Genomic DNA, 19,829 nt, shown 5'->3' with positions numbered 1-19,829 from the left:
AGCATGAAGAATTGGTTACCGAAGAGGTTCTGCATGGATCAGGACGTTCAACCGAAGGCGAAAGCCTCGCCCGGCGACAACCGCAAGCCGGTCGCCGACGTCACGCCGCCGGACGTCGTCGACGTCGGCGGCCCGGTCGACGACGCCGACCATGCCCGCGATCAGCGCACCACCCGTGTGGTCCACATAGTCCTCGGCCTGGTCATCGCCTGCGTCGGGGCCTGGCTGCTGTATCGCAGCATCACCGAACTCGCGTTCCGCGGTCCCAACGGCGAACCGGGCCCCGGCTACCTTCCGGTGCTGCTGACCAGCTGCCTGATCGTGCTTGGGCTGCTGCTGACCGGGGCGTGGGCGTTCGGTGGAAAGGCGCGCCGCGGCGAAGCGCCGACCCTGTCTCTGCACCCGCGCCAGATGGGCCGGGCGCTGCTGGTCTGGGGCGCGCTCGTGGTCTGCGGGTTCCTCATCGAACCGCTCGGCTTCCTGCTCGCAGGCGAGGTCTTCGTGCTGCTGATCATGGCGATCGAGCGCATCCGCTCCATCCCGCTGATCGTCACCCTGCTGCTGGTCCCGCCCGCGATGTACGTGCTGTTCGACACCCTGCTCGAAGTGCAACTCCCCGGAGGAACCCTGTGGTACTGAACGACTTCGGTGACTTCGGCGAGGCCCGCCGGTGAACGCGTTCGAGGGGCTGCTGCACGGCCTTCAGGCCGCCATCACGCCGACCAACCTGCTGTGGCTTCTCGTCGGCTGCCTGCTCGGTACCCTCGTCGGCATCCTGCCCGGGCTCGGCCCGCCCGCCACGATCTCGATCCTGTTGCCCATCGCGACCGGGTTCGACCCGGCGACCGGCCTGATCATGATGGCAGGCATCTACTACGGCGCGAAGTACGGTGGCTCGACGACGTCGATCCTGCTCAACATCCCCGGCGAGTCGTCATCGGTCGTCACCTGTATCGACGGCTACGAGATGGCCAAACAGGGCCGTGCGGGCCAGGCGCTCGGCATCGCCGCGATCGGCTCGTTCGTGGCGGGCACAATCGGCGTCATCGGCCTGACGTTCCTCGCGCCGATCGCGGCCGACGTCGCGGTGAACTTCGGGCCACCCGAGTACTCCGCGCTGATGGTGTTCGCGCTGCTGCTGGTGATCATGTTGGCAGGCGACTCGATCCTCAAGGGCTTCATCTCGATGTTCATCGGGCTGTTCCTCGCGACGATCGGCACCGACCTGTTCTCCGGTGAACAACGCTTCACCGGAGGCCAGATCGAGCTCGCGGGCGGCATCGAGTTCATTGCGCTCTCCGTCGGCATCTTCGCCATCGGCGAGGTGCTGGTGAACATCGAAGACAAGACAGAGAAGAAGCTCTTCGAGGTACCCAAGAAGCTCCGCGAGCTGCTTCCCTCCAAAGCGGACATCAAGAAGTCGACGCCCGCGATGCTGCAGGGCGGCTTCGTTGGCTTCCTCATCGGCATCCTGCCCGGCGCGGGGTCGACGGTCGCCTCGTTCGTCTCCTACATCATCGCCAAGAAGACGTCGAAGACTCCCGAAGAGTTCGGCCACGGCTCGATTGAGGGCGTGGCTGCCCCCGAGGCGGCGAACAACTCGGAGACCGGCGGGGCGATGGTGCCGCTGCTGACCATGGGTATACCTGGATCCGGCACGGGCGCAGTACTTCTGGGCGCCCTCGTACTGTATGGGTTGAACCCGGGTCCCCTCCTGTTCCACGAACACGCCGACGTGGTGTGGCCGATCATCGCCAGCATGTACCTGGGCAACATCGCGCTGTTGATCATGAACCTGCCGATGGTGCCGTTCTTCGCCAAGCTGTTGAACACGCCGTACAAGGTGCTGTACCCGGCGATCATCTTGATCTCCGTCGTCGGCGTCTACAGCGTCAACTTCTCTCTGTTCGACGTCGGCCTGCTGGTCGTGTTCGGCCTGCTCGGATATGCGATGCGCAAGCTCGACATTCCGCCGGCACCTCTGGTTCTGGCCTTCGTGCTCGGTCCGATTGCGGAGAACTCCATCAGGCAGTCGCTGCTGCTCTCCGACAACAGTCCGATCATCTATCTTCAGCGACCGATCTCGGCAGTGCTCATCGGTGTGGCCGTCCTGCTGTTCCTGGTGCTGACGTTCGGCCGAAGGGCGCGCAAGGTGCGCGAGCAGGTCATCGAAATCGACGCTTAGTCAAAAGTTTTCGGTCAACCCTAGGAAGGAATGCCGATGATGTTCCGAATAAGGCAACTGCTCACCGTCGTGCTGGCTGCCATCGCACTCGTCGCCCTCGCGGCGTGCGGGAGCGGGGGAGGTGGCGGAGGCGGAGGCGGAGGCAAATCCGGCCCCGTGGAGGTCGTGACGCACAACGCCGTAGGCGGCGGCAGCGACGTCTTCACCCGCCAGATGATCAAGGTGATGTACGAGAACAAGATCATCGACACCAACTGGCCGGTCCGCAATGTGCCCGCAGGCGACTCGATCGGTGCGATGTCCTACATGGTCGACCGAAAAGGCAACGCGGGCTTGATCGCTCAGGTGACGCCCACCTGGGTGGCGACCCCGATGACCGTCGCGAACTCGAAGGTCAGCCTCGCGGATCTGACGCCGATCACGCTGGTCGCCACCGAGCCGCAGGTGATCGTTACCAACGCGAAATCGCAGTTCAATTCGTTCTCCGACTTCGTCAACGCGGCCAAGGCCGCGCCCGACACGCTGGTTCAGGCCGGCGGCTCCAGCACCGCCAACGACGCGCTGACCCGCCTGGTGCTGCAGGACACCCTCGGAGCGAAGTGGAAGTTCCTGTCCTTCGAGGACACCGGTTCCCGGATCACCGCTCTGCTGCGCAACGACGCCAACATCATGCTCGGCAGTGCCTCCGACGTCACCGAACAGGTGAAGGCCGGTCAGCTCAAGGTGATAGCGGTCGTCGGTGATCAGAAGCTGGACACCTTCCCCGATGTCAGCACCACCACGGAGCAGGGCATCGACTCGTCGAAGGTGCCCGTGCAGTTCCGCGCGGTGATGGGTGCCCCCGATATGCCAGCCGACGCCGTCCAGAAGTACCAGGACGACCTCTCGAAGATGGTCGAGACCGAGGACTGGAAGAACCTGACCAAGTCCGACGGTCTTGTCACCCAGAACCTTCAGGACGACAAGTTCGAGGCGTACCTCAAAGAACAGACCGACATCGTCGGCGGCTTGCTGCAGGGTCTGGGCCTTAGGAAGGATCAGTGACCCAAGGTGACGGTCCGACGTCGCTTCTCGCCAGGTTCGTCGCCGAGCATCAGCGCGAGCAGATACCCGAACCGGTTCTGCACGCCGCTCGGCGCGCCCTTGTCGACCACATCGGGGTCTCGGTGAGCGGGTCGACGGACGACGCCACCCGCCGGGCAAGAGACGCGGTCGCCGCCGGCGAAAGTGGCGGCGCGGCAACGGTAGTCGGGGTCAGCATGCGGGCGTCACCTCCGTTCGCCGCCTTCCTCAACGCGTTCGCCTCGCATGTCCTTGACCTCGACGATGTGTACAACCCGCCGGGGACGACCGTGCACGGGAGCTGTTCGGTGTGGCCGGCGATCCTCGCGGTCGCCGACACCAGGACGGTCGCCGGACGCGACGCGCTGGCGAGCTTCGCGGTCGGCTTCGAAGTCGAGACACGGGTCGCGCACGCCGCCGGGCAGACCCACTACGACGTCGGCTGGCATGTCACCGGCACGTCCGGCCATGTCGGCGCGGCGGCGGCAGCAGCACGCACGATGGGGTTGGGCCGCAAGGAGATCGAGCACGCGATCGCCGCGGGGGCTACGCAGGCGGCTGGGCTGCGCATCATGGCGGGCAGTGACCTCAAGAGCATGCATCCCGGCAAGGCGGCGATGGACGGTGTGCTCGCCGCGACGCTTGCCGCCCAACAGCTGACGTCGGGGGCCAAGGCGCTCGAGGGCGACTACGGCTACCTCGCGGTGATGAGTGACGAGCCGGCGCCGGAAAAGATCAGCGCGGGCCTCGGCGAAACCTGGAACCTGACCAGCAACGGATACAAGCTCTACCCGAGCGGTTCGCTGACCCACCCGATGATCGACGGCGTGATCGCCCTGATGACGGAGAACGATCTCGTGCCTGGCGACGTGACCGGCATCGACATCCGCGTCTCCGCACCGGCGGCGCGCTTCACAGACCTGCCGCAGCCGTCCACCCCCATGCAGGCGAAATTCAGCCTGCGCCACTGCGCGGCTGCGGCAGCCATCTTTCGTCGGCTCGGGCCCGACGAGCTGGCGCACGCGATCCTGACCAGACCCGACGTGGTCGACCTGCGCGACCGCGTCAAGGTGGTCAGTGATCCGGCGCTGGGCAAGCAGGACGCCGACGTCGAGATCACGCTGGCCTCCGGGCAGTCGTTGGCCGTCCAGGTGCGGGGCAACCGCGGGACGCCGTCGGCCCCGCTCGACGACGACGAGCTCGACGCGAAGTTCCGCGAACTGGTGGGTCCCGTGCTTGGCGCCGAGCGGACCGAACGGCTGTTGGCGACCTGTTGGCGGCTCGACGAACTCGACGACGTCTCGGAGCTGCTCGCGCAAACCGTGCCGCACGAGGCGCCCGGGCGGCGACATGACGCCTCAGATGGCTGACTCCACACCAGAGATCGCTCTGGTCACCGGGGCGGGCAGCGGTCTTGGCGCGGTGATCGCCGAACAGCTTGCCGCGGAGGGACTTACGGTGGCCGTCAATACCAGGGCCCATACCGGGCGGGCCGACGCGGTGGCCGCGGAAATCCGCGCCCGAGGCGGACACGCATTCACCGTGACCGCCAACATCACCGATCCGTCCGCGGTGCGGCACATGTTCGACGGTATCGCCGCGCGAGGTCGGCTGCGGGTCCTCGTCAACAACGCGTCCTACCGTCCGCGTCAGCGGGTCGAGGCGATCACCGAGGACGACTGGTATCAGGTCCGCTCGGTGACGCTCGACGGCGCATTCCGGTGCGTCCGGCACGCGCTGCCCGCCCTCATTCCCGGTGGGCGCATCGTCAACATTCTCGGCCGCAATGCGCTGGCGGGCGATCCGGAGCGGGTGCACCTTTCGGCGGCCAAGCATGGTCTGCTCGGGCTCACCGTGGCACTTGCCGAGGCACTGCGGGACAAGGGGGTGGCCGTCAACGCCGTGTCGCCCGGCGTCGATTCAGGCGGGCAGGCGCTGGACCGGTGCCGCGCCGAAATAGCCTCGCAGGTCACGCGTCTGGCCTTCGCCGACGCCTCCGAGCTGACCGGCACCGTGGTACACGTCGACTGCGACGGCGCAGAGGTGGTCAGCGCGTCGCAGGCGTGGTGAGCTCGAGCAGCGCTTCCACTGTGCCGGTGCTCCTGAGCGAAAAGACCGCTTCGGCAAGCCTTTCCGCGCGATCGCGCCCGATGACCCCGTCGGCGAGCCCGTGGAACTTGTGGGCGAGATCGTCGTCGCTCAGCCGGTTACCCGGGGTGCCACGCGCGTGATCGACCCACGTTTTCACCGTCTCGCCGGCACTGGTGAGCGCGGTAGCACCGGCCTGCGTGTGCGGCACGTCGGCATCGGGGACGACCTCGATCTTGGCCATCAGCGCACGGACGTCGTCGCGGTAGACGGCGGTGTCGGAGAACTCCTGCTCGCCTGCCCTGCCTTCCAGCAGCGCGATGGCGCACGCAAACGTCACAGAGAATTTGCCCTCCAAACCGGTTCGGGGATCGGTCTTTCCGGTGAGTTCGCGAACCAGCGGGTGCACGTGCAGCTCGATCTTGTCGATCCGGTCGGCGGTCAAGCCTTTGCGAACGGCGAGGTCGCGGACGGCGTCGATGGCCGGATGGATCACCACGCCGCATGCATACGGCTTCACCCCGTTGTCGAAGATCTGCCAGCGGTCACCGAGACCGTCCACCAGGTCGGCGGGCTTGCTGGTCGACGACATCACGGCGAACATGGCGCGCCGGCCCTGAAGCGGATCCGGCGTTGCGGTGAACCCGCCTGCGGCCAGCAGGCCTGCCCACACGCCTGCCTGGGCGGCGTGCCCGGCGTGGAACGGCTTGGTCATCGTGCCGAACTGTTCGCGGTGACCGCAGGCCTGCGTGGCCGCGATGCTAAGGCAGTGCGTCGCGGCCACACCCTCGAGGCCGAGCAGCCGGATCGACACCGTCGCCGACGCCAGCGCGCCGGTGGTTCCCGTCATGTGCCAGCCCGCGTCGTAATGCTCGGGATAGAGCGCGTTGCTGACCCTGGCGGCGAGCTCGTAACCGAACGAGTGCGCGGCAAGCAACTCGATGCCGCTCCTGCCCCGCCACTCGGCAAGCGCCGTGCCCGCGGCGTACAGCGGTGTCGTCGGATGCAGAATGGTAGGGACATGGGTGTCATCGAAATCCAGCGCGTGGCAGGCGATTCCATTCACCAAGGCGGCATCGGTGACCCGCAGTCGCTCGCCTGTGCCGATGGCCATTGCCTGCGGGTCGCCGCCGAGGATGCGGCACTGATCCCTCGCGATGGCTGCGGCCGGTTCCGCGGCGCCCGCGATGGCAAGCCCGAGGTGATCGAGCAGGCATCGGGTGCTCTCGTGCAGCACGTCGGCGGGCACCGCATCGGCAGGCGTGCGCGCAACGAAGTCGAGCAGGGTCCGTGTCTCGGTGGAAGTCCGATCGTCGTAGTCCGAGAGGGTGCTGGCCATGTAATCTGTATAACAGAAATCATTTCCGTATCACAGACGCAAACCGACAGGAGTGGTCGGTGACCGATGAGCAGGCGGTAAGCCGCACGCTGGCCGGCTTCGCGACGGCGCTGCGGATCGACGACCTTCCGGCCGAGGTGGTGCACCAGGCCGTGAGGTGCCTGGTCGACTGGCTGGGCTGCACCGTCGCGGGCTCGGCGACCGCGGAGGGCCGACGGGTCCGCACGGGGATCGGTGCGCTGGATGCCGGCGACGGATCACGCACCGCGCCCATCGTCGGCACCCGCCAGCGCGCCGGGGCCGGCTACGCCGCGTTGGCCAACGGAATCGCCGCGCACGTGCTCGACTTCGACGACACCTTCAACCCCGACCGCACCACGATCCACGGCAGCGCCCCGCTGTGGCCCGCCATCGTCGCCGCCGCCGAACTGGTCCCCGTCTCCGGTGAGGCCGCCGTCGAGGCGTTCGTCGCCGGTTTCGAAGTGCAGACGCGGGTCGCCGTCGCCGCCGGGCCGGGCCATTACGACGCGGGCTGGCACGTCACAGGAACCGTTGGTCACGTGGGCGCCGCCGCGGCCACCGCGCGACTGCTGAACCTGTCACCCGAGCAGACACTGGCCGCGATCGGAACCGGCGCCACCCAGGCGGCGGGGATGAAGGTGGTCTACGGGTCGATGGGCAAGTCGCTGCACCCCGGCAAGGCCGCCATGGACGGGCTGTTGTCCGGATTCCTCGCGCGCGACGGCTTCACCTCCAGCCCCGAGTCCATCGAGGGGCATCGCGGGTTTCTGCACCTGTTCTCGCCCGACCCGGTACCGGCGCGGGCCGTCGACGGTCTCGGCACGACGTGGTATCTGCCCCGCGACGGCTTCAAGCCCTATGCGTGCGGCTCGCTCACCCATCCGCCCGCGCAGGCGCTGCTCGAGTTGCGTGCCGAGCACGGCCTCGGCCAAGACGACGTCGCGTCCGTGGACGCCTACGTGCACGACTACGTCAAGTCGACGACCGGGCTGAACGAACCACAGACCGGTTTGCAGGGGAAGTTCAGCATCTACCACGTGCTCGCGGTCGCGCTGGCCGACGGAGCGGCGCTGCTCGACCAGTTCACCGACGAGCGGGTGGCCGATCCGGCGCTGGCGGGCCTGCGCGAGCGGGTGCGCGTCTACACCGATGACGGACAAGGCAAGGACTCGGCTCGAATCGTGTTGACGCTGAAAGACGGTCGCACGCTCGAGCGCCATGTCGCCCACAACCTGGGCACACCCGACAACCCGATGACCGACGATCAGTTGGAGGGCAAGTTCGTTGGTCTGGCCACCCCGGTGCTCGGCGGCGCCCGCGCGGAGGAGATCGCGTCTGTCTGCTGGCGCCTGATGGAACTTCCCGACGTCCGCGCGGTGCCCGACCTGACAGTTCCCCACGAATCGGAGTGATTCCGAATAAACCTGGCCGCCGGGCGGTTGATCGCGATATGCGACATTTCACCTTCGGACGCAACAACGGCCTACGCGTTTCGGCGCTCGCGCTGGGTGCGGGCATGTTCGGTACGCGGTGGGGCTACGGCGCGGCCCCCGAGGATGTCCCCCGGATCTTCGCCACGTTCGCCGATGCGGGCGGCACGTTCATCGACACCGCCGCCAGCTATCAGGGTGGGGAGGCCGAGGAGAATGTCGGCCGCCTACTCGACGGCAGACGCGACAACTTCACCGTTGCGACGAAATTCGCCATCGGGGGACCCGACGGCAGCGGGGTCTTGCAGACCGGCAACAGCCGCCGCCCGATGTTCCGGTCCGTGGAAGGCAGCCTGCGTCGGCTCGGCACCGACTACATCGACCTGCTGTGGGTGCACTTTCCCGATTTCGTCACCCCGCTCGACGAGATTGTGCGCGGCCTCGACGATCTCGCGAGGGCGGGCAAGATCCTGTATGCGGGGCTGTCGAACTTTCCGTCATGGATGACCGCACGCGCCGCGACGCTCGCGGAGTTGCGTGGGGCGATACCGATTTCGGGTGTCCAGTTGGAGTACAGCCTCGCCGAACGCAGCGCCGATCGGGAGAACCTGCCGATGGCCGAGTCGCTCGGCCTCGGTGCGGCGCTGTGGTCGCCGCTGGGCGGCGGGCTGCTGAGCGGAAAGTACCGGTCGGGTTCGAAAGGCAGGCTCACCGATTGGAAGCGGCTGGTACATACCGAGGACGAGCCGACCAAGGCGGCCACCGTCGACGCCGTCCTCGCGGTCGCCGACGAGATAGGCGTGCCCGCAGCGCAGGTCGCGGTGGCCTGGCTTCTCGAACGCGCCGCGCGGTCCACCACCGCGCTGGTGCCGGTGATCGGTCCGCGAACCGTCGAACAGACCGACTCCTATCTCGCCGCGCTCGATGTCCGACTGGACGACAAGCAGTACCTGCGCCTCGATCAGATCAGCCGGGTTCCGATGGGGGCGCCGTTCGACCAACTCGCATCCGAGGCCCTCATCCCGCTGGGTGGCGACGCCGCAGTCTTGGCACCCGCGCGAATTCCACGGGGCTGACGGTTCACGACAGCAGAGTCTCGAACGCGACGCGGTCGCCGCGGTAGAGCGCGCGGACCATCTCGATGGGCTGGCCCTCGGTGTCGAGCGAGCGTCGGTTGAGCAGCAGCATCGGCATGGCTGTCGTCGAATCCAGCAGCGCTGCCTCCCGGGGCGACGGCAGTGCCGTCTCGATTCGCTCGACCGCCGAGCCGAACTGCACGCCACCCGCCCTGATTGCCGCGTACAACGACGTGGTGGGGTCGAACGTCGCGGTGAGGTGACCGAACCGGTGCCGCGGCAGGTAGCTGCTCTCCAGGCCGATCCGCTGCCCGTCGGCGAGCAGCACACGTTCCAGGTGCATGACCTCGGCGCCGGGTGAAATCGCCAGTCCCTGCGCCATATCCGCGGTCGCTTCGATGTTCTCCCATGTGACGAGCTCACGCCCGGGAACGCGTCCGCGCTCCCGGGCACCCTCGGTGTAGGAGCGCAACGACAGTGGCTGGACGAGCTTGGGGCGCGACACCACGGTGCCGCGGCCACGCCGCTCGATACGGCCCTCGACGAGAAGTTCGTGCAGCGCCTGCCGGACGGTCTCGCGCGACACCCCGAACCGCACCGCGAGCTCGCGCTCAGGCGGAACAGCGTCGCCCTCGTCGAGGTTGGCCAGTATGTCGTCGACCGCGGTGCGCACCAGGTAGGGCTTTGGTAGTCGATCGGGCGCGGTCATGCCGAATGCGCCTGCCGCACAACTCTTTGCGCCACTGCAAGTACGTCGTCGATCGAAGCCGCTCCAGCCCGAGGAACCTTGGCGGCGTCGTCGTAGCGGCGCAGGCGCAGCGCATCGGGCCACCACAGGTGCTCGACGAACACCGGATCCACCCCGGCACCGCCCTGATGATGCAGTGAGTCGATCGACACGTCAGACATCGTTGTCGCGTAGTGGGGATCGGTCGCCACCAGATACCGCTTGGCGGCGACGTGTGCACCTGCCAGCCAGCCGACCCGGTCGCCGAACCGTGGGGTCAGCCACTCCGCAGCGACTCTGTCGTGCCGTCCCGCCCCGACGTCACCGAACAACGGGCTGTGCGCGAGGTCGTGAAGGGCGGCGGCGAGCACGAGTTCGTCGTCGGCGCCGTCCTCGATCGCCCGCGCGGCCGCCTGCAGTGCGTGGTCGAGTTCGTCGACCGATTCCTCGTCCCACACCCCGCGCAAGGAGCGCAGGATGGCACCGACTTCATCGACTGTAGGCATGCGCTCAGCGTACCCGAAATTGGTCTATACCAATTGTTAACCTGTTGTTCGGCGCCGCAACACCCGCAGGTCGGGCGGCCTTCGTGAGCGATCGGAAGGCTCAACCGCCATGCGTGTGACGATCGTCGGGGGTGGCATTCTCGGTACCGCACATGCCCTCGAGGCGGTCGCGCGTGGCCACGAGGTGGTTCAGCTCGAACGCGAGCCGGAGGCCCGCGGCGCGACCGTGCGCAACTTCGGCCTTGTCTGGGTATCCGGCCGGGCCCGCGGCGAACTCGCTGCCGCGCTGCGGTCACGGGAACTATGGGAGAAGCTCGGTGCCGAGATCCCAGGAATCGGATTCCGGCCAGCCGGGTCGATCACGCTGCTGCGTACACCCGGTGAGGTCGCGGTAGCCGAAGAGGTAGTGGCGCGAGCAGACGCGCAATGTCGCGGCTTCACGCTGCTGGATCCTGCGGACGTGCGGGCGCGCAACCCGGCGCTGCGCGGCCGATACCTGGCGGGACTGCACTGCGCCAACGACGCCGCCGTCGAATCCCGGCAGGCATTGCCCGCGATGCGCGAACGCATGACGGCCAGCGGCAGGTACAAGTTCGTCACCCGCACCGAGGCGAGATCCGTGACAGGCACCGCGGTGGTCGACGATCACGGTGGCACACACGACGGTGACCTCGTCGTGGTGTGTGCCGGCGCCGCGCACGGCGGCCTCGTCCGCGAGCTCGCAGGCGAACTGCCGCTGCGACGGGTTCGGCTGCAGATGATGCAGACCGATCCCCTCGACGAACCGCTCACCACCGCGATCGCCGACGGCGACAGTCTCCGCTATTACCCCGGTTTTGCCGGCGCGACGCTGAACTCGTTGACACACAACGAATCCCAGAATGCGGTGGCCGATGAACACCGGATGCAGTTGCTGTGTGTGCAACGGCTGCACGGTGGGCTGACGATCGGAGACACCCACGCCTACGACGAGCCGTTCGACTTCGACGTCACCGAGGCGCCCTACGCATACCTCGTGGACGTCGTCGAGGAGCTACTCGGCCGGGCACTGCCGCCGGTACGCAACCGGTGGGCCGGTGTCTACAGCCAGTGCGTCGATCCCGACCAGTTGGTGTGCAGGACTTCTCCCGACGACGGCGTCTGGGTGGTCACCGGCCCAGGCGGTCGCGGCATGACCCTCGGACCCGCCATCGCCGAACAGACCGCCGACTTGATCGGCCTTTGATAAGAACACGAGGAAATCTATGGGAGACAAAGCGATTCAGCTGGCCGTCATTGACATGGCGGGCACCACCGTCGCCGACGACGGACTGGTCGTCAGCGCGTTCGAGACCGCGGCCACCGCAGCAGGAGTGCCGGAGTCAGGGCCGGAACGCGACGATGCGCGGCAGTACGTACTGGACACGATGGGTCAGTCCAAGATCACCGTCTTTCGCGCGTTGTTCGGGACCGAGGAATTGGCACAGCAGGCGAACGCGGCGTTCGAGCGGGCCTACTCGGAGCTCATCGACGAAGGGCGGGCAGAGCCCATCGACGGTGCCGCACAGGCGATCACGCACCTGCGAGACGGAGGTGTCAAGGTCGCGCTCACGACGGGCTTCAGCGCAACGACCCAGGACAAGCTGCTCGCCGCACTGGGCTGGCAGTCCCTGCCCGACCTGGTGCTGGCACCCGGCGACGGGGTTCGCGGGCGCCCATATCCCGACCTCATCCTCACCGCGCTGATGCGGCTGGAGGTCGACGGTGTGCGCAACGTCGCGACGCTCGGTGACACCGCAAACGACGTGGAAAGTGCGATACGCGCAGGCGCCGCGGTGGCCGCGGGCACTCTCACCGGCGCCCACAACGAAGAGCAGCTCCGAACCGCGGGAGCCACCCACGTCGTCGGCTCGGTGTCCGAATTCGCCGACCTCATCCTGCAAGACCGTTAACCAAGAGAAGGAAACATGAAGCGACACAACATCCTGCGCGCCGCCGCGATAGCGGTGATCGCAGCCACCACGGCCATGACCGCGGCGTGCGGCGGCACCGGCTCCTCCGGCTCGGCCTCGGGCGAGACGCTAACCGTCTACAGCGCCGACGGCCTTGCCAACTGGTACAAGCCGCAATTCGAGAAATTCACCTCCGACACCGGTATCGCGGTGAACCTCGTCGAGGCCGGCTCGGGTGAGGCGGTGTCGCGAGTGGAGAAGGAACAGTCCAACCCGCAGGCCGACCTTCTGGTGACACTGCCGCCGTTCATCCAGAAGGCCGACAAGTCAGGCCTTTTGGTGGCCAGCGGCGTGAACACCGACGGGATCGCTGCCGACCAGGTCGGACCAGGTGGAAACTATGTGCCGATCGTCAACAACGCGCTCAGCTTCATCGTCAACCCGGGAGCCAACCCGAAGCCGACGACGTGGGACGACCTGCTGGCGCCGCAGTTCAAGGGCAAGCTGCAGTACTCCACACCCGGCCAGGCCGGCGACGGCACCGCGGTGCTGGTCCTGCTACAACAGCTGCGCGGCAAGCCGGGCGCGCTCGACTACCTCACCAAGCTGCAGGCCAACAACGTCGGCCCGTCGTCTTCGACCGGCAAGCTGCAGCCAAAGGTCAGCAACGGCGAGCTGCTGGTGGCCAACGGTGACGTTCAGATGAACCTTGACTCGATCCGCAGCGACGGCTCGAAGTTCGAGATCTTCTTCCCGGCAGGCGCCGACGGCAAGCGCACCACGATCTCGGTGCCCTACGTGGCGGGTGTCACCAAGGGTGCACCGCACGAGGAGTCGGCCAAGAAACTGTTGGACTTCCTGCTCTCCGACGACGTGCAGAAGACAGTGGAGCCCGATGCGCTCGGCATCCCGGTGCGCGATCAGATCCGTACCGCGTCGTCCGGGACCCCCGCGCCCAACACTCCGGCCGCGGTGCTCGACGGTGTCGACGTCTGGGTGCCCGATTGGAACACCGTGCTGTCTGAACTCGACGCCGACCTGGCCGCCTACCAGAAGGCCACCGGTAACTGACGTGGCCAGAACAGGGGTCGGTCACGCGCAGACCACCGCGGCCAAGGTCGAATCGCAGGCGCGGGAAACCACCACACCGGCAATCACATTCGACCGCGTCGGGGTGGCCTACGGGCGTGGCGGCAAGGCGACGAAGGCGCTGATCGACTTCAACCTGCGGGTCGCGGCGGGCGAGACCGTCGCGCTGCTCGGACCGAGCGGGTCGGGCAAGTCGACAGCGCTCAACGCGCTGGCCGGTTTCGTCCGGCCGACCACCGGCCGGGTTCGGTTGGGCGGCCGCGACGTCACCGACCTGCCGCCTGCAAGGCGGGGCATCGGTGTGGTGCTGCAGTCCTACGCGCTGTTCCCGCACATGCGGGTCGCCGAGAACGTCGCATTCGGGCTCAAGGCGCACCGGGTGCCGCGCAGGGAAGTCGGCCCGCGTGTCGCAGAGGCACTCGACATGGTCGGCATGGCGTCGTACGGAAAGCGGCTACCCCGTGAGCTGTCCGGCGGGCAACAGCAGCGCGTGGCGATCGCGCGCGCACTGGCGATTGCGCCGAAGGTACTGCTTCTCGACGAGCCGCTGGCGGCACTGGACGCGCAGCTTCGCCAGTCCACGCTCGCCGAACTGCAGCGGCTCAAGGAGTCGCTGCCCGACACCGCGATGCTCTACGTCACACACGACCAGGCCGAAGCGCTCGCGCTCGCCGACCGGATCGTGGTGATGAACAACGCCAGGCTGATGGACGTCGACACCGCCGAGAACCTGTGGAGGCGACCGCCGACCAGCTTCACGGCCGCCTTCCTCGGCGGCGCGAACCTCATTCCGTGCACGGTGGGCCGCGTCATCGGGACGTCGGCGTTGGTGGCCATCGCGCACAAGACGATCAGCGCGGAGGCTCCACAGCCGGCCGTCGGCAAGATCGACTGGGCGCCCGACTCCAAGGCGCTGCTGTGCATTCGCCCGCACGCGATGAAGATCGTCTCGCTCGGTGACCGCGATGCGCTGCGGGCCACCGTGAAGGCAGCCGTCTGGCGCGGCGCCACCACCCGCCTCGTGCTGTCGGTCGGCGGACTTCCGGATCAGCTCGTCGACATCGACGTGCCGGGCAACGCCCAGATCGACATCGGCACCGAGGTGGGGGTGCGGTTTCCCGAGCCGGCCGGGGTGCTGGTCCAGGCATGACCGCGCTGCTCGAACGGCCGGAATCCGAGACCGACGCGCCGGAGACGTCGGCGCCGAGGCGTTCACTCGCCTGGCTGTGGGCGATTCCGCCACTGGCCGTTGTGCTCGTCGCCGCGGTGTACCCGTTGGTCCGGGTCTGTCTGGAGTCCGTCAAAGTCGCTGAGGGGCAACGTGGCTGGGGGAACTGGTCGACGGTGCTGGCGTCGGAGATGTTCCGTGACGCGTTGTGGCGCACGGTCGCGATCGCGGTGACGTCGACGGCAGGCGCCCTGGTGCTCGGCACCTTCCTCGCGATCGTCCTGGCCTTCGTTCCGTTCCCCGGTTCGCGGCTGGTCGGCCGACTGATCGATACGGTGCTCGCGCTGCCGTCGTTCCTCATCACGCTGGCATTCACGTTTCTCTACGGAACGGCGGGTGCGGTGAACGCCGCGATCGCCGGCTTGACCGGCGGGACGTCGCCCGCGCTGAACTTCCTCTACACACCCGCGGGGGTCATCGCCGCGGAGATCACGTTTTTCACCCCGTTCGTGGTGCGGCCGCTGCTTGCCTCGTTCTCGGTGTTGCCGCGTGCCCAGCTCGACGTCGCGGCCAGTCTTGGCGCTTCGCCGCTACGGGTGCTGCGCTCGGTGGTGCTGCCAGAGGCGTGGCCCGCCATGATGGCGGGCGGCAGCCTGGTGTTGCTGTTGACGCTGAACGAATTCGGCATCGTGCTCTTCACCGGCGCCAAGGGCGTCATCACGCTGCCGGTGCTGATCTACACGCGAGGCATCGTCACCTTCGATCTGCCGGGTGCCGCCGTGATCGCCACCGTGCAGATCGCGCTGTCGCTCGCCCTGTACTCGATGTACCGGTTGATCTTCGCGCGGTTGATGATTGGACGAGGAAAGGGGGAGGCCGATGTTGTTGTGGAGCAGGCGAAGTAGGCTCGCGGTCCTCATCGGGTTCGCCGTCGTAGTGCTCGTCGTGTTCGTCGCACCGCTTGCGACGGTGGTGATCGCCGGAATGGCGGGCTCGTGGACCGACGCGCTGCCGTCCGAACTGGGGTTAAGCCACCTCGGTGATGCGTTGTCGGGTGAGAACCTCGCCAGCCTGTCGGTCAGCCTGCAGACGGCGTTCATCGCAGGCGCGATCGCATTGGTGCTCGGCACCTGGGCTGCCCTGGCCGCCAGGGAGACACCTCAGTGGCTGAGCCGCGTGACCGACGCGGTGTTCCATCTGCCGATCGCCGTGCCGTCGGTCGCGATCGGCCTCGGGCTGTTGATCGCGTTCAATTCCCGGCCGCTGCTCTTGGGCGGTACCCGGTGGATCGTCATCCTTGCCCACGCTGTCTTGGTGCTGGCGTTCGCGTTCAGCGCGGTGTCGGCTGCACTGGACCGTCTCGATCCTGCCTTCCGGCAGGCGGCCGAATCCCTTGGCGCAGGACCGTTTCGGGTGCTGAGCAGGGTCACGTTGCCGCTACTGTTGCCTGCACTGGGCGCCGCGGCGGGTTTGGCGGTGGCCCTTTCGATGGGCGAACTCGGCGCCACCGTGATGGTCTATCCGGCGACGTGGAAGACGCTGCCGGTGACCATCTTCGCGCTGACCGACCGCGGGCAGGCGTTCCAGGCCGCGGCGTGCACGACGATCCTGCTGCTGGTGACGCTGCTTGCGCTGGTGTTGCTCGGCCGGGTCCGCGGCCGCGCTGCCCTTCGCTGACCGCCTACTTCAGCAGTGGGTCGCGGGGAAGGCCGAGGATGCGTTCGGCGATGGTGTTGCGGGTGATCTCCGACGTGCCGCCGGCGATCGTCATCGCCCTGCCGCCAAGGTAGCTTCGGATCAGCTTCTTGTTGGCGCCGACGACGGCCGCAGAACCCGCCAGTGCGATACCCAATTCGGTGAGGTGCTGGCCGGATTCGGCCACCAGCAGCTTGGTCACGTTGCCCTCCGGCCCCGGCTCCGCACCGGCGATGGCGCGGCTGGCCCGGCGCAGATTCAGCAGCCGCAGCGTGTGCAGCTCCGCGATGACTTCACCCGCGCGCCGCACATGATGGGCCGCGACGTCGGCAGGGACGCTGTCGAGGAGCTTGATGAGATCGTCGGCGTCGAACCCGGTCTGGCCGCCGGATCCGCCGCCGATCGAGATGCGCTCGTTGCCGAGCGTGGCCCTTGCCACCAGCCAGCCCTTGTTGACGTCGCCGACCACGTCGGCGTCCGGAACGAAGACGTCATCGAAGAAGACCTCGTTGAAGTGGGCATCGCCGGTGATGCCGCGCAGCGGATTGACCGTCACGCCTTCGGCTTTCATGTCGATCGCCATCATGGTCACGCCGGCGTGCTTGGGTGCGTCCGGATCGGTGCGAACCGTGGCCAGTCCCCACTGGCAATGCTGGGCCAGGCTGGTCCACACCTTCTGTCCCGTGACCCGCCATCCGCCGTCGACCTTCTTGGCCGCCGTTCGCACCGCGGCCGCGTCGGAGCCCGCACCCGGTTCCGAGAAGAGCTGGCACCACATCACCTGACCGCGCAGCACGGGTTCGACCCAGCGCTCGCGCTGGTCGTCGGTGCCTGCCTGCGCGATGGTCAGCGCCACCCAACCGGTGATGCCCATATCCGCCCGCGCGAAGTCGGCGAACTCCTCCTCGATGACCAACTGCTCGAGTACGTCGGCCGCCCGGCCCCACGGCTTCGGCCAGTGCGGCACAAGGTATCCGGAGTCGACGAGGAAGTCGCGCTGGTTGTCCTCGGGCAGCGCTTTGACCTGTTCGACGGCTTGAGCGGCCTGACGCCGATACTCGTCGGCCTCGGCGGGCAGCGTGAACGATGCGCCCTGCGCCTGACCGCTCCGCTTGCCTTCGACGACGTCGAGCAGCGGGTCGGCGCCCTCGCCCATCAGCGCCGCCAGCGTACGGGCCCGGCGAAGGTAGAGGTGCGCGTCGTGCTCCCAGGTGAACCCGATCCCACCGTGCAGCTGAATATTGTTCTGCGAGTTGAAGACCTGCGCGCGGATGGCGTGTGAGGCGGCCACCGCGGCGGGGAACCAGGCGCTGTCCAGATCGTCGGCGCGGGCGGCATCCCAAACGGCGGCCGTCGTCTGCTCGGCGTCGACGAGCATGTTCGCGGCGTGGTGCTTCACCGCTTGAAAGGTGCCGATGGTCCTGCCGAACTGCTCGCGGACCTTTGCGTATTCCACCGCCATCTCCAGGCTGGCCCAGGCCACCCCGGCGGCTTCGGCGGACGCCAGGATGCGAAACACCGTGCGGGCGCGCCGAGCAGCGCCGCGCAGGACCCGGTCCTCGCCGACGGTGACGCCGCGCAGCGCCACCGATCCGACACTTCGCGAGGTGTCGAGGCTCTCCAGCGCGTTGACCGTGACCCCGTCGGCTGTGGAGTCGACGACCACCACGTCGGCACCGGCCACGAGCACCAGCACGTCGGCATCGGGCGCGCCGAGCACCGCGGGGATTTCCCCTGTGACGTCCCGATCCGAGCCGACGACCACGCTTGCAGACAATCCGAGCGCGCCGACCGTGCTGCCATCCGCCAGTCCTGGAAGCAGTTCAGCGCGAAGCGAGTCGGACGCGCACCGGTCGATCACCAGCGAGGCCGCCACGGTCGGCAGGAACGGCCCCGGGGTCAGCTCGCGGCCGTGCGCCTCCTGGACAACCGCCAACTCCGCGAGCCCGAACCCCGAACCGCCATGCTCTTCGGCGATGGCGAGGCCCAGCCAGCCCAGTTCGGCCGCCGCCTTCCACACGGGTTCGGGATTCGACGAACCGCCGTCGAGCGTGGCCCTGGCGGCCGCCCTCGTCGACAGACGCGCCAATTGTCCGACCGCCGCGTCCGCGAGAGCCTGGTGTTCGTCGGTGATTGCTAGCGCTGACTTGCCCATAGGGCATTGAAGCAGGCCACCGGCTGTGATCCAGATCACATCCATGGGCAAATAGTGCGATTCGTAGACAACCTTCGAATGTTGGCGTTTGGCGCGGGGGTAGCGGGGTACATTCGGCCAATGACGGTTAGGCCGGACGGCCGGTTCTCCGCACCCTCATTACGGAAGCGCGCCTGCTGGTTTCTGCGCGCCGGGCCAACCGACTACCTGTTGGCGATGAGTGTCGCTTCGGCATCGCTGCCGATCATCGGGAAACACCTTGAGCCACTTGGTGCTGCGACCGCCATGGGCATCTGGGGATACCGACACGTACCCGAGTTCTTCTCACATAGCGCACAGCCGCGGAACGCGTCCGATCAGGCGGCGGTTCGCAAGCAGGAACGCGACTCCACCAATGCCGTCATCGACGCCGCGTTGCGCGGCGTCGTGTCGCAGGCCGATCTGGCGATCGAATGGCCCGCGCCGCAGCGGTCCGCTCCCGTATTGAAGATGCGGCAGCACCGGCGCAGCCTGCATCGCTCCTCGGTTCGGTACGGCGACCACCCGTCGCAGTTGCTGGATGTGTGGCGCCCCAAGGAACTGCCGGTCGAACCGGCTCCGGTGATGATCTTCGTTCCCGGCGGCGCGTGGATCCATGGCGGCAGGCAACTGCAGGGATATGCCCTGATGTCCCATCTGGCGCAACAGGGCTGGGTTTGCCTGTCGGTGAATTACCGGGTTTCACCTCACAATCGCTGGCCGCAGCACATCACCGATGTGAAGACGGCCATCGGGTGGGCGCGCGCGAACGTGGACCGCTTCGGCGGCGATCGCAACTTCGTTGCGATAGCGGGTTGCTCGGCCGGCGGCCACCTTTCGGCGCTGGCGGGTCTGACCCCCAACGACCCCGAGATGCAGACCGATCTGCCCGAGGGCTCCGACACCTCGGTCGACGCCGTCGTCGGCATCTACGGCCGTTACGACTGGGAGGACCGCTCCACCCCCGAGCGCGACCGGTTCGTGGACTTCCTCGAGCGAGTGGTGGTCAAGCGCAAGATCGACCGCCATCCCGAGATCTTCCGCAAGGCCTCACCGATCGCGCAGGTTCATCCCGACGCCCCGCCGTTCCTGGTCATCCATGGCTCCGGTGACTCGGTCATCCCGGTCGCGCAGGCGCGTAGCTTCGTCGAACGGCTGCGTGCGGTGTCCCGTTCGGTGGTCAGCTACGTCGAGTTGCCTGGTGCAGGCCACGGGTTCGACATGACCGACGGCGCCCGCACAGGTTCGGTCGCCACCGCAATCGGCTTGTTCCTCAACCAGATTCACCGAAACCGGTCGCTGATGAAGGCCAAAGAGGTTATATAGACGCCTCCGTAGG

The 19,829-nt window shown here is 67.5% G+C and carries 18 protein-coding genes; 14 read left to right on the top strand and 4 right to left on the bottom strand.

Annotated features, from left to right (window positions below; all coding sequences use genetic code 11):
• Window positions 1–33: 33 nt before the first annotated feature.
• The 5 genes from D6M19_RS24665 to D6M19_RS24645 are packed head-to-tail and all read left to right on the top strand — an operon-like array spanning window position 34 to window position 5,317.
• The gene (locus D6M19_RS24665) at window positions 34–639 is read left to right on the top strand and encodes a tripartite tricarboxylate transporter TctB family protein (RefSeq protein ID WP_164478676.1); all 606 of its coding nucleotides are present in this window, start codon (window positions 34–36) and stop codon (window positions 637–639) included.
• A 31-nt stretch (window positions 640–670) separates the two neighbouring features.
• On the top strand, window positions 671–2,185 hold the full coding sequence (locus tag D6M19_RS24660; RefSeq protein ID WP_123027903.1) for a tripartite tricarboxylate transporter permease: 1,515 nt from the start codon (window positions 671–673) through the stop codon (window positions 2,183–2,185).
• Window positions 2,186–2,221: 36 nt separating this feature from the next.
• Window positions 2,222–3,229 carry a tripartite tricarboxylate transporter substrate binding protein gene (locus D6M19_RS24655; protein ID WP_164478675.1) on the top strand — a complete coding sequence of 336 codons (1,008 nt, stop codon included), beginning with the start codon at window positions 2,222–2,224 and terminating at the stop codon, window positions 3,227–3,229.
• Complete coding sequence (locus D6M19_RS24650) at window positions 3,226–4,617, top strand: MmgE/PrpD family protein (protein WP_123027901.1); 1,392 nt, start codon at window positions 3,226–3,228, stop codon at window positions 4,615–4,617. Before D6M19_RS24655 ends, D6M19_RS24650 begins: the two co-directional genes overlap by 4 nt.
• On the top strand, window positions 4,610–5,317 hold the full coding sequence (locus D6M19_RS24645) for an SDR family NAD(P)-dependent oxidoreductase (protein ID WP_164478674.1): 708 nt from the start codon (window positions 4,610–4,612) through the stop codon (window positions 5,315–5,317). The genes D6M19_RS24650 and D6M19_RS24645 overlap by 8 nt, the downstream gene beginning before the upstream one ends.
• Here D6M19_RS24645 and D6M19_RS24640 read toward each other — a convergent pair.
• Window positions 5,295–6,674, bottom strand: a complete 1,380-nt coding sequence (locus tag D6M19_RS24640; RefSeq protein WP_123027899.1) for an MmgE/PrpD family protein — start codon at window positions 6,672–6,674, stop codon at window positions 5,295–5,297. The two genes, D6M19_RS24645 and D6M19_RS24640, sit on opposite strands and share 23 nt — an antisense overlap.
• 59 nt (window positions 6,675–6,733) lie before the next feature.
• On the opposite strand from D6M19_RS24640, the gene D6M19_RS24635 reads away from it, so the two are divergent.
• Together D6M19_RS24635 and D6M19_RS24630 are read left to right on the top strand one after the other, a co-directional pair.
• Window positions 6,734–8,107: an MmgE/PrpD family protein gene (locus D6M19_RS24635; protein WP_164478673.1), complete on the top strand. Its 1,374-nt coding sequence runs from the start codon at window positions 6,734–6,736 to the stop codon at window positions 8,105–8,107.
• A 38-nt stretch (window positions 8,108–8,145) separates the two neighbouring features.
• A complete protein-coding gene (locus tag D6M19_RS24630) occupies window positions 8,146–9,201 on the top strand; it encodes an aldo/keto reductase (protein ID WP_123027898.1) in 1,056 nt (351 codons plus the stop codon).
• Window positions 9,202–9,205: 4 nt separating this feature from the next.
• Here the strand turns inward: D6M19_RS24630 and D6M19_RS24625 are convergent, their stop codons facing one another.
• Both D6M19_RS24625 and D6M19_RS24620 read right to left on the bottom strand, forming a co-directional pair.
• Window positions 9,206–9,910 carry a GntR family transcriptional regulator gene (locus tag D6M19_RS24625; RefSeq protein WP_123027897.1) on the bottom strand — a complete coding sequence of 235 codons (705 nt, stop codon included), beginning with the start codon at window positions 9,908–9,910 and terminating at the stop codon, window positions 9,206–9,208.
• Window positions 9,907–10,434, bottom strand: coding sequence for an HD domain-containing protein (locus D6M19_RS24620; RefSeq protein ID WP_123027896.1), 528 nt, complete (start codon window positions 10,432–10,434; stop codon window positions 9,907–9,909). The genes D6M19_RS24625 and D6M19_RS24620 overlap by 4 nt, the downstream gene beginning before the upstream one ends.
• 109 nt (window positions 10,435–10,543) lie before the next feature.
• On the opposite strand from D6M19_RS24620, the gene D6M19_RS24615 reads away from it, so the two are divergent.
• The 6 genes from D6M19_RS24615 to D6M19_RS24590 are packed head-to-tail and all read left to right on the top strand — an operon-like array spanning window position 10,544 to window position 16,299.
• Window positions 10,544–11,659 carry a TIGR03364 family FAD-dependent oxidoreductase gene (locus tag D6M19_RS24615; RefSeq protein WP_164478672.1) on the top strand — a complete coding sequence of 372 codons (1,116 nt, stop codon included), beginning with the start codon at window positions 10,544–10,546 and terminating at the stop codon, window positions 11,657–11,659.
• Window positions 11,660–11,678: 19 nt separating this feature from the next.
• Entirely contained in the window at window positions 11,679–12,365 is a 687-nt protein-coding gene (locus D6M19_RS24610; protein WP_123027895.1) for a phosphonatase-like hydrolase, read from the top strand.
• Window positions 12,366–12,380: 15 nt separating this feature from the next.
• Window positions 12,381–13,436 carry a 2-aminoethylphosphonate ABC transporter substrate-binding protein gene (locus tag D6M19_RS24605; RefSeq protein ID WP_123027894.1) on the top strand — a complete coding sequence of 352 codons (1,056 nt, stop codon included), beginning with the start codon at window positions 12,381–12,383 and terminating at the stop codon, window positions 13,434–13,436.
• A gap of 1 nt (window position 13,437) precedes the next feature.
• Complete coding sequence (locus D6M19_RS24600) at window positions 13,438–14,604, top strand: ABC transporter ATP-binding protein (protein WP_123027893.1); 1,167 nt, start codon at window positions 13,438–13,440, stop codon at window positions 14,602–14,604.
• The gene (locus D6M19_RS24595; protein WP_123027892.1) at window positions 14,601–15,527 is read left to right on the top strand and encodes a 2-aminoethylphosphonate ABC transporter permease subunit; all 927 of its coding nucleotides are present in this window, start codon (window positions 14,601–14,603) and stop codon (window positions 15,525–15,527) included. Before D6M19_RS24600 ends, D6M19_RS24595 begins: the two co-directional genes overlap by 4 nt.
• On the top strand, window positions 15,502–16,299 hold the full coding sequence (locus D6M19_RS24590; RefSeq protein ID WP_123027891.1) for an ABC transporter permease: 798 nt from the start codon (window positions 15,502–15,504) through the stop codon (window positions 16,297–16,299). The genes D6M19_RS24595 and D6M19_RS24590 overlap by 26 nt, the downstream gene beginning before the upstream one ends.
• A 4-nt stretch (window positions 16,300–16,303) precedes the next feature.
• Here the strand turns inward: D6M19_RS24590 and D6M19_RS24585 are convergent, their stop codons facing one another.
• Window positions 16,304–18,472, bottom strand: a complete 2,169-nt coding sequence (locus D6M19_RS24585) for an acyl-CoA dehydrogenase family protein (RefSeq protein ID WP_123027953.1) — start codon at window positions 18,470–18,472, stop codon at window positions 16,304–16,306.
• 120 nt (window positions 18,473–18,592) lie between these two features.
• Here D6M19_RS24585 and D6M19_RS24580 point away from each other — a divergent pair, with 120 nt between their 5' ends.
• On the top strand, window positions 18,593–19,816 hold the full coding sequence (locus D6M19_RS24580) for an alpha/beta hydrolase (protein ID WP_123027890.1): 1,224 nt from the start codon (window positions 18,593–18,595) through the stop codon (window positions 19,814–19,816).
• Window positions 19,817–19,829: the final 13 nt, after the last annotated feature.

The sequence above is a fragment of the Mycolicibacterium stellerae genome, from assembly GCF_003719305.1.
Taxonomy (GTDB): domain Bacteria; phylum Actinomycetota; class Actinomycetes; order Mycobacteriales; family Mycobacteriaceae; genus Mycobacterium; species Mycobacterium stellerae.
Note: the sequence above shows the minus strand (reverse complement) of the source record. Positions and strands in the feature narration are given on the sequence as shown.

Coding starts and splice junctions, on each gene's coding strand:
- D6M19_RS24665 (WP_164478676.1), top strand. CDS start 34: ATGGATCAGGACGTTCAACCGAAGGCGAAAGCCTCGCCCGGCGACAAC.
- D6M19_RS24655 (WP_164478675.1), top strand. CDS start 2,222: ATGATGTTCCGAATAAGGCAACTGCTCACCGTCGTGCTGGCTGCCATC.
- D6M19_RS24645 (WP_164478674.1), top strand. CDS start 4,610: ATGGCTGACTCCACACCAGAGATCGCTCTGGTCACCGGGGCGGGCAGC.
- D6M19_RS24640 (WP_123027899.1), bottom strand. CDS start 6,674: ATGGCCAGCACCCTCTCGGACTACGACGATCGGACTTCCACCGAGACA.
- D6M19_RS24630 (WP_123027898.1), top strand. CDS start 8,146: ATGCGACATTTCACCTTCGGACGCAACAACGGCCTACGCGTTTCGGCG.
- D6M19_RS24625 (WP_123027897.1), bottom strand. CDS start 9,910: ATGACCGCGCCCGATCGACTACCAAAGCCCTACCTGGTGCGCACCGCG.
- D6M19_RS24620 (WP_123027896.1), bottom strand. CDS start 10,434: ATGCCTACAGTCGATGAAGTCGGTGCCATCCTGCGCTCCTTGCGCGGG.
- D6M19_RS24615 (WP_164478672.1), top strand. CDS start 10,544: ATGCGTGTGACGATCGTCGGGGGTGGCATTCTCGGTACCGCACATGCC.
- D6M19_RS24610 (WP_123027895.1), top strand. CDS start 11,679: ATGGGAGACAAAGCGATTCAGCTGGCCGTCATTGACATGGCGGGCACC.
- D6M19_RS24605 (WP_123027894.1), top strand. CDS start 12,381: ATGAAGCGACACAACATCCTGCGCGCCGCCGCGATAGCGGTGATCGCA.
- D6M19_RS24595 (WP_123027892.1), top strand. CDS start 14,601: ATGACCGCGCTGCTCGAACGGCCGGAATCCGAGACCGACGCGCCGGAG.
- D6M19_RS24590 (WP_123027891.1), top strand. CDS start 15,502: ATGTTGTTGTGGAGCAGGCGAAGTAGGCTCGCGGTCCTCATCGGGTTC.
- D6M19_RS24585 (WP_123027953.1), bottom strand. CDS start 18,472: ATGGGCAAGTCAGCGCTAGCAATCACCGACGAACACCAGGCTCTCGCG.
- D6M19_RS24580 (WP_123027890.1), top strand. CDS start 18,593: ATGACGGTTAGGCCGGACGGCCGGTTCTCCGCACCCTCATTACGGAAG.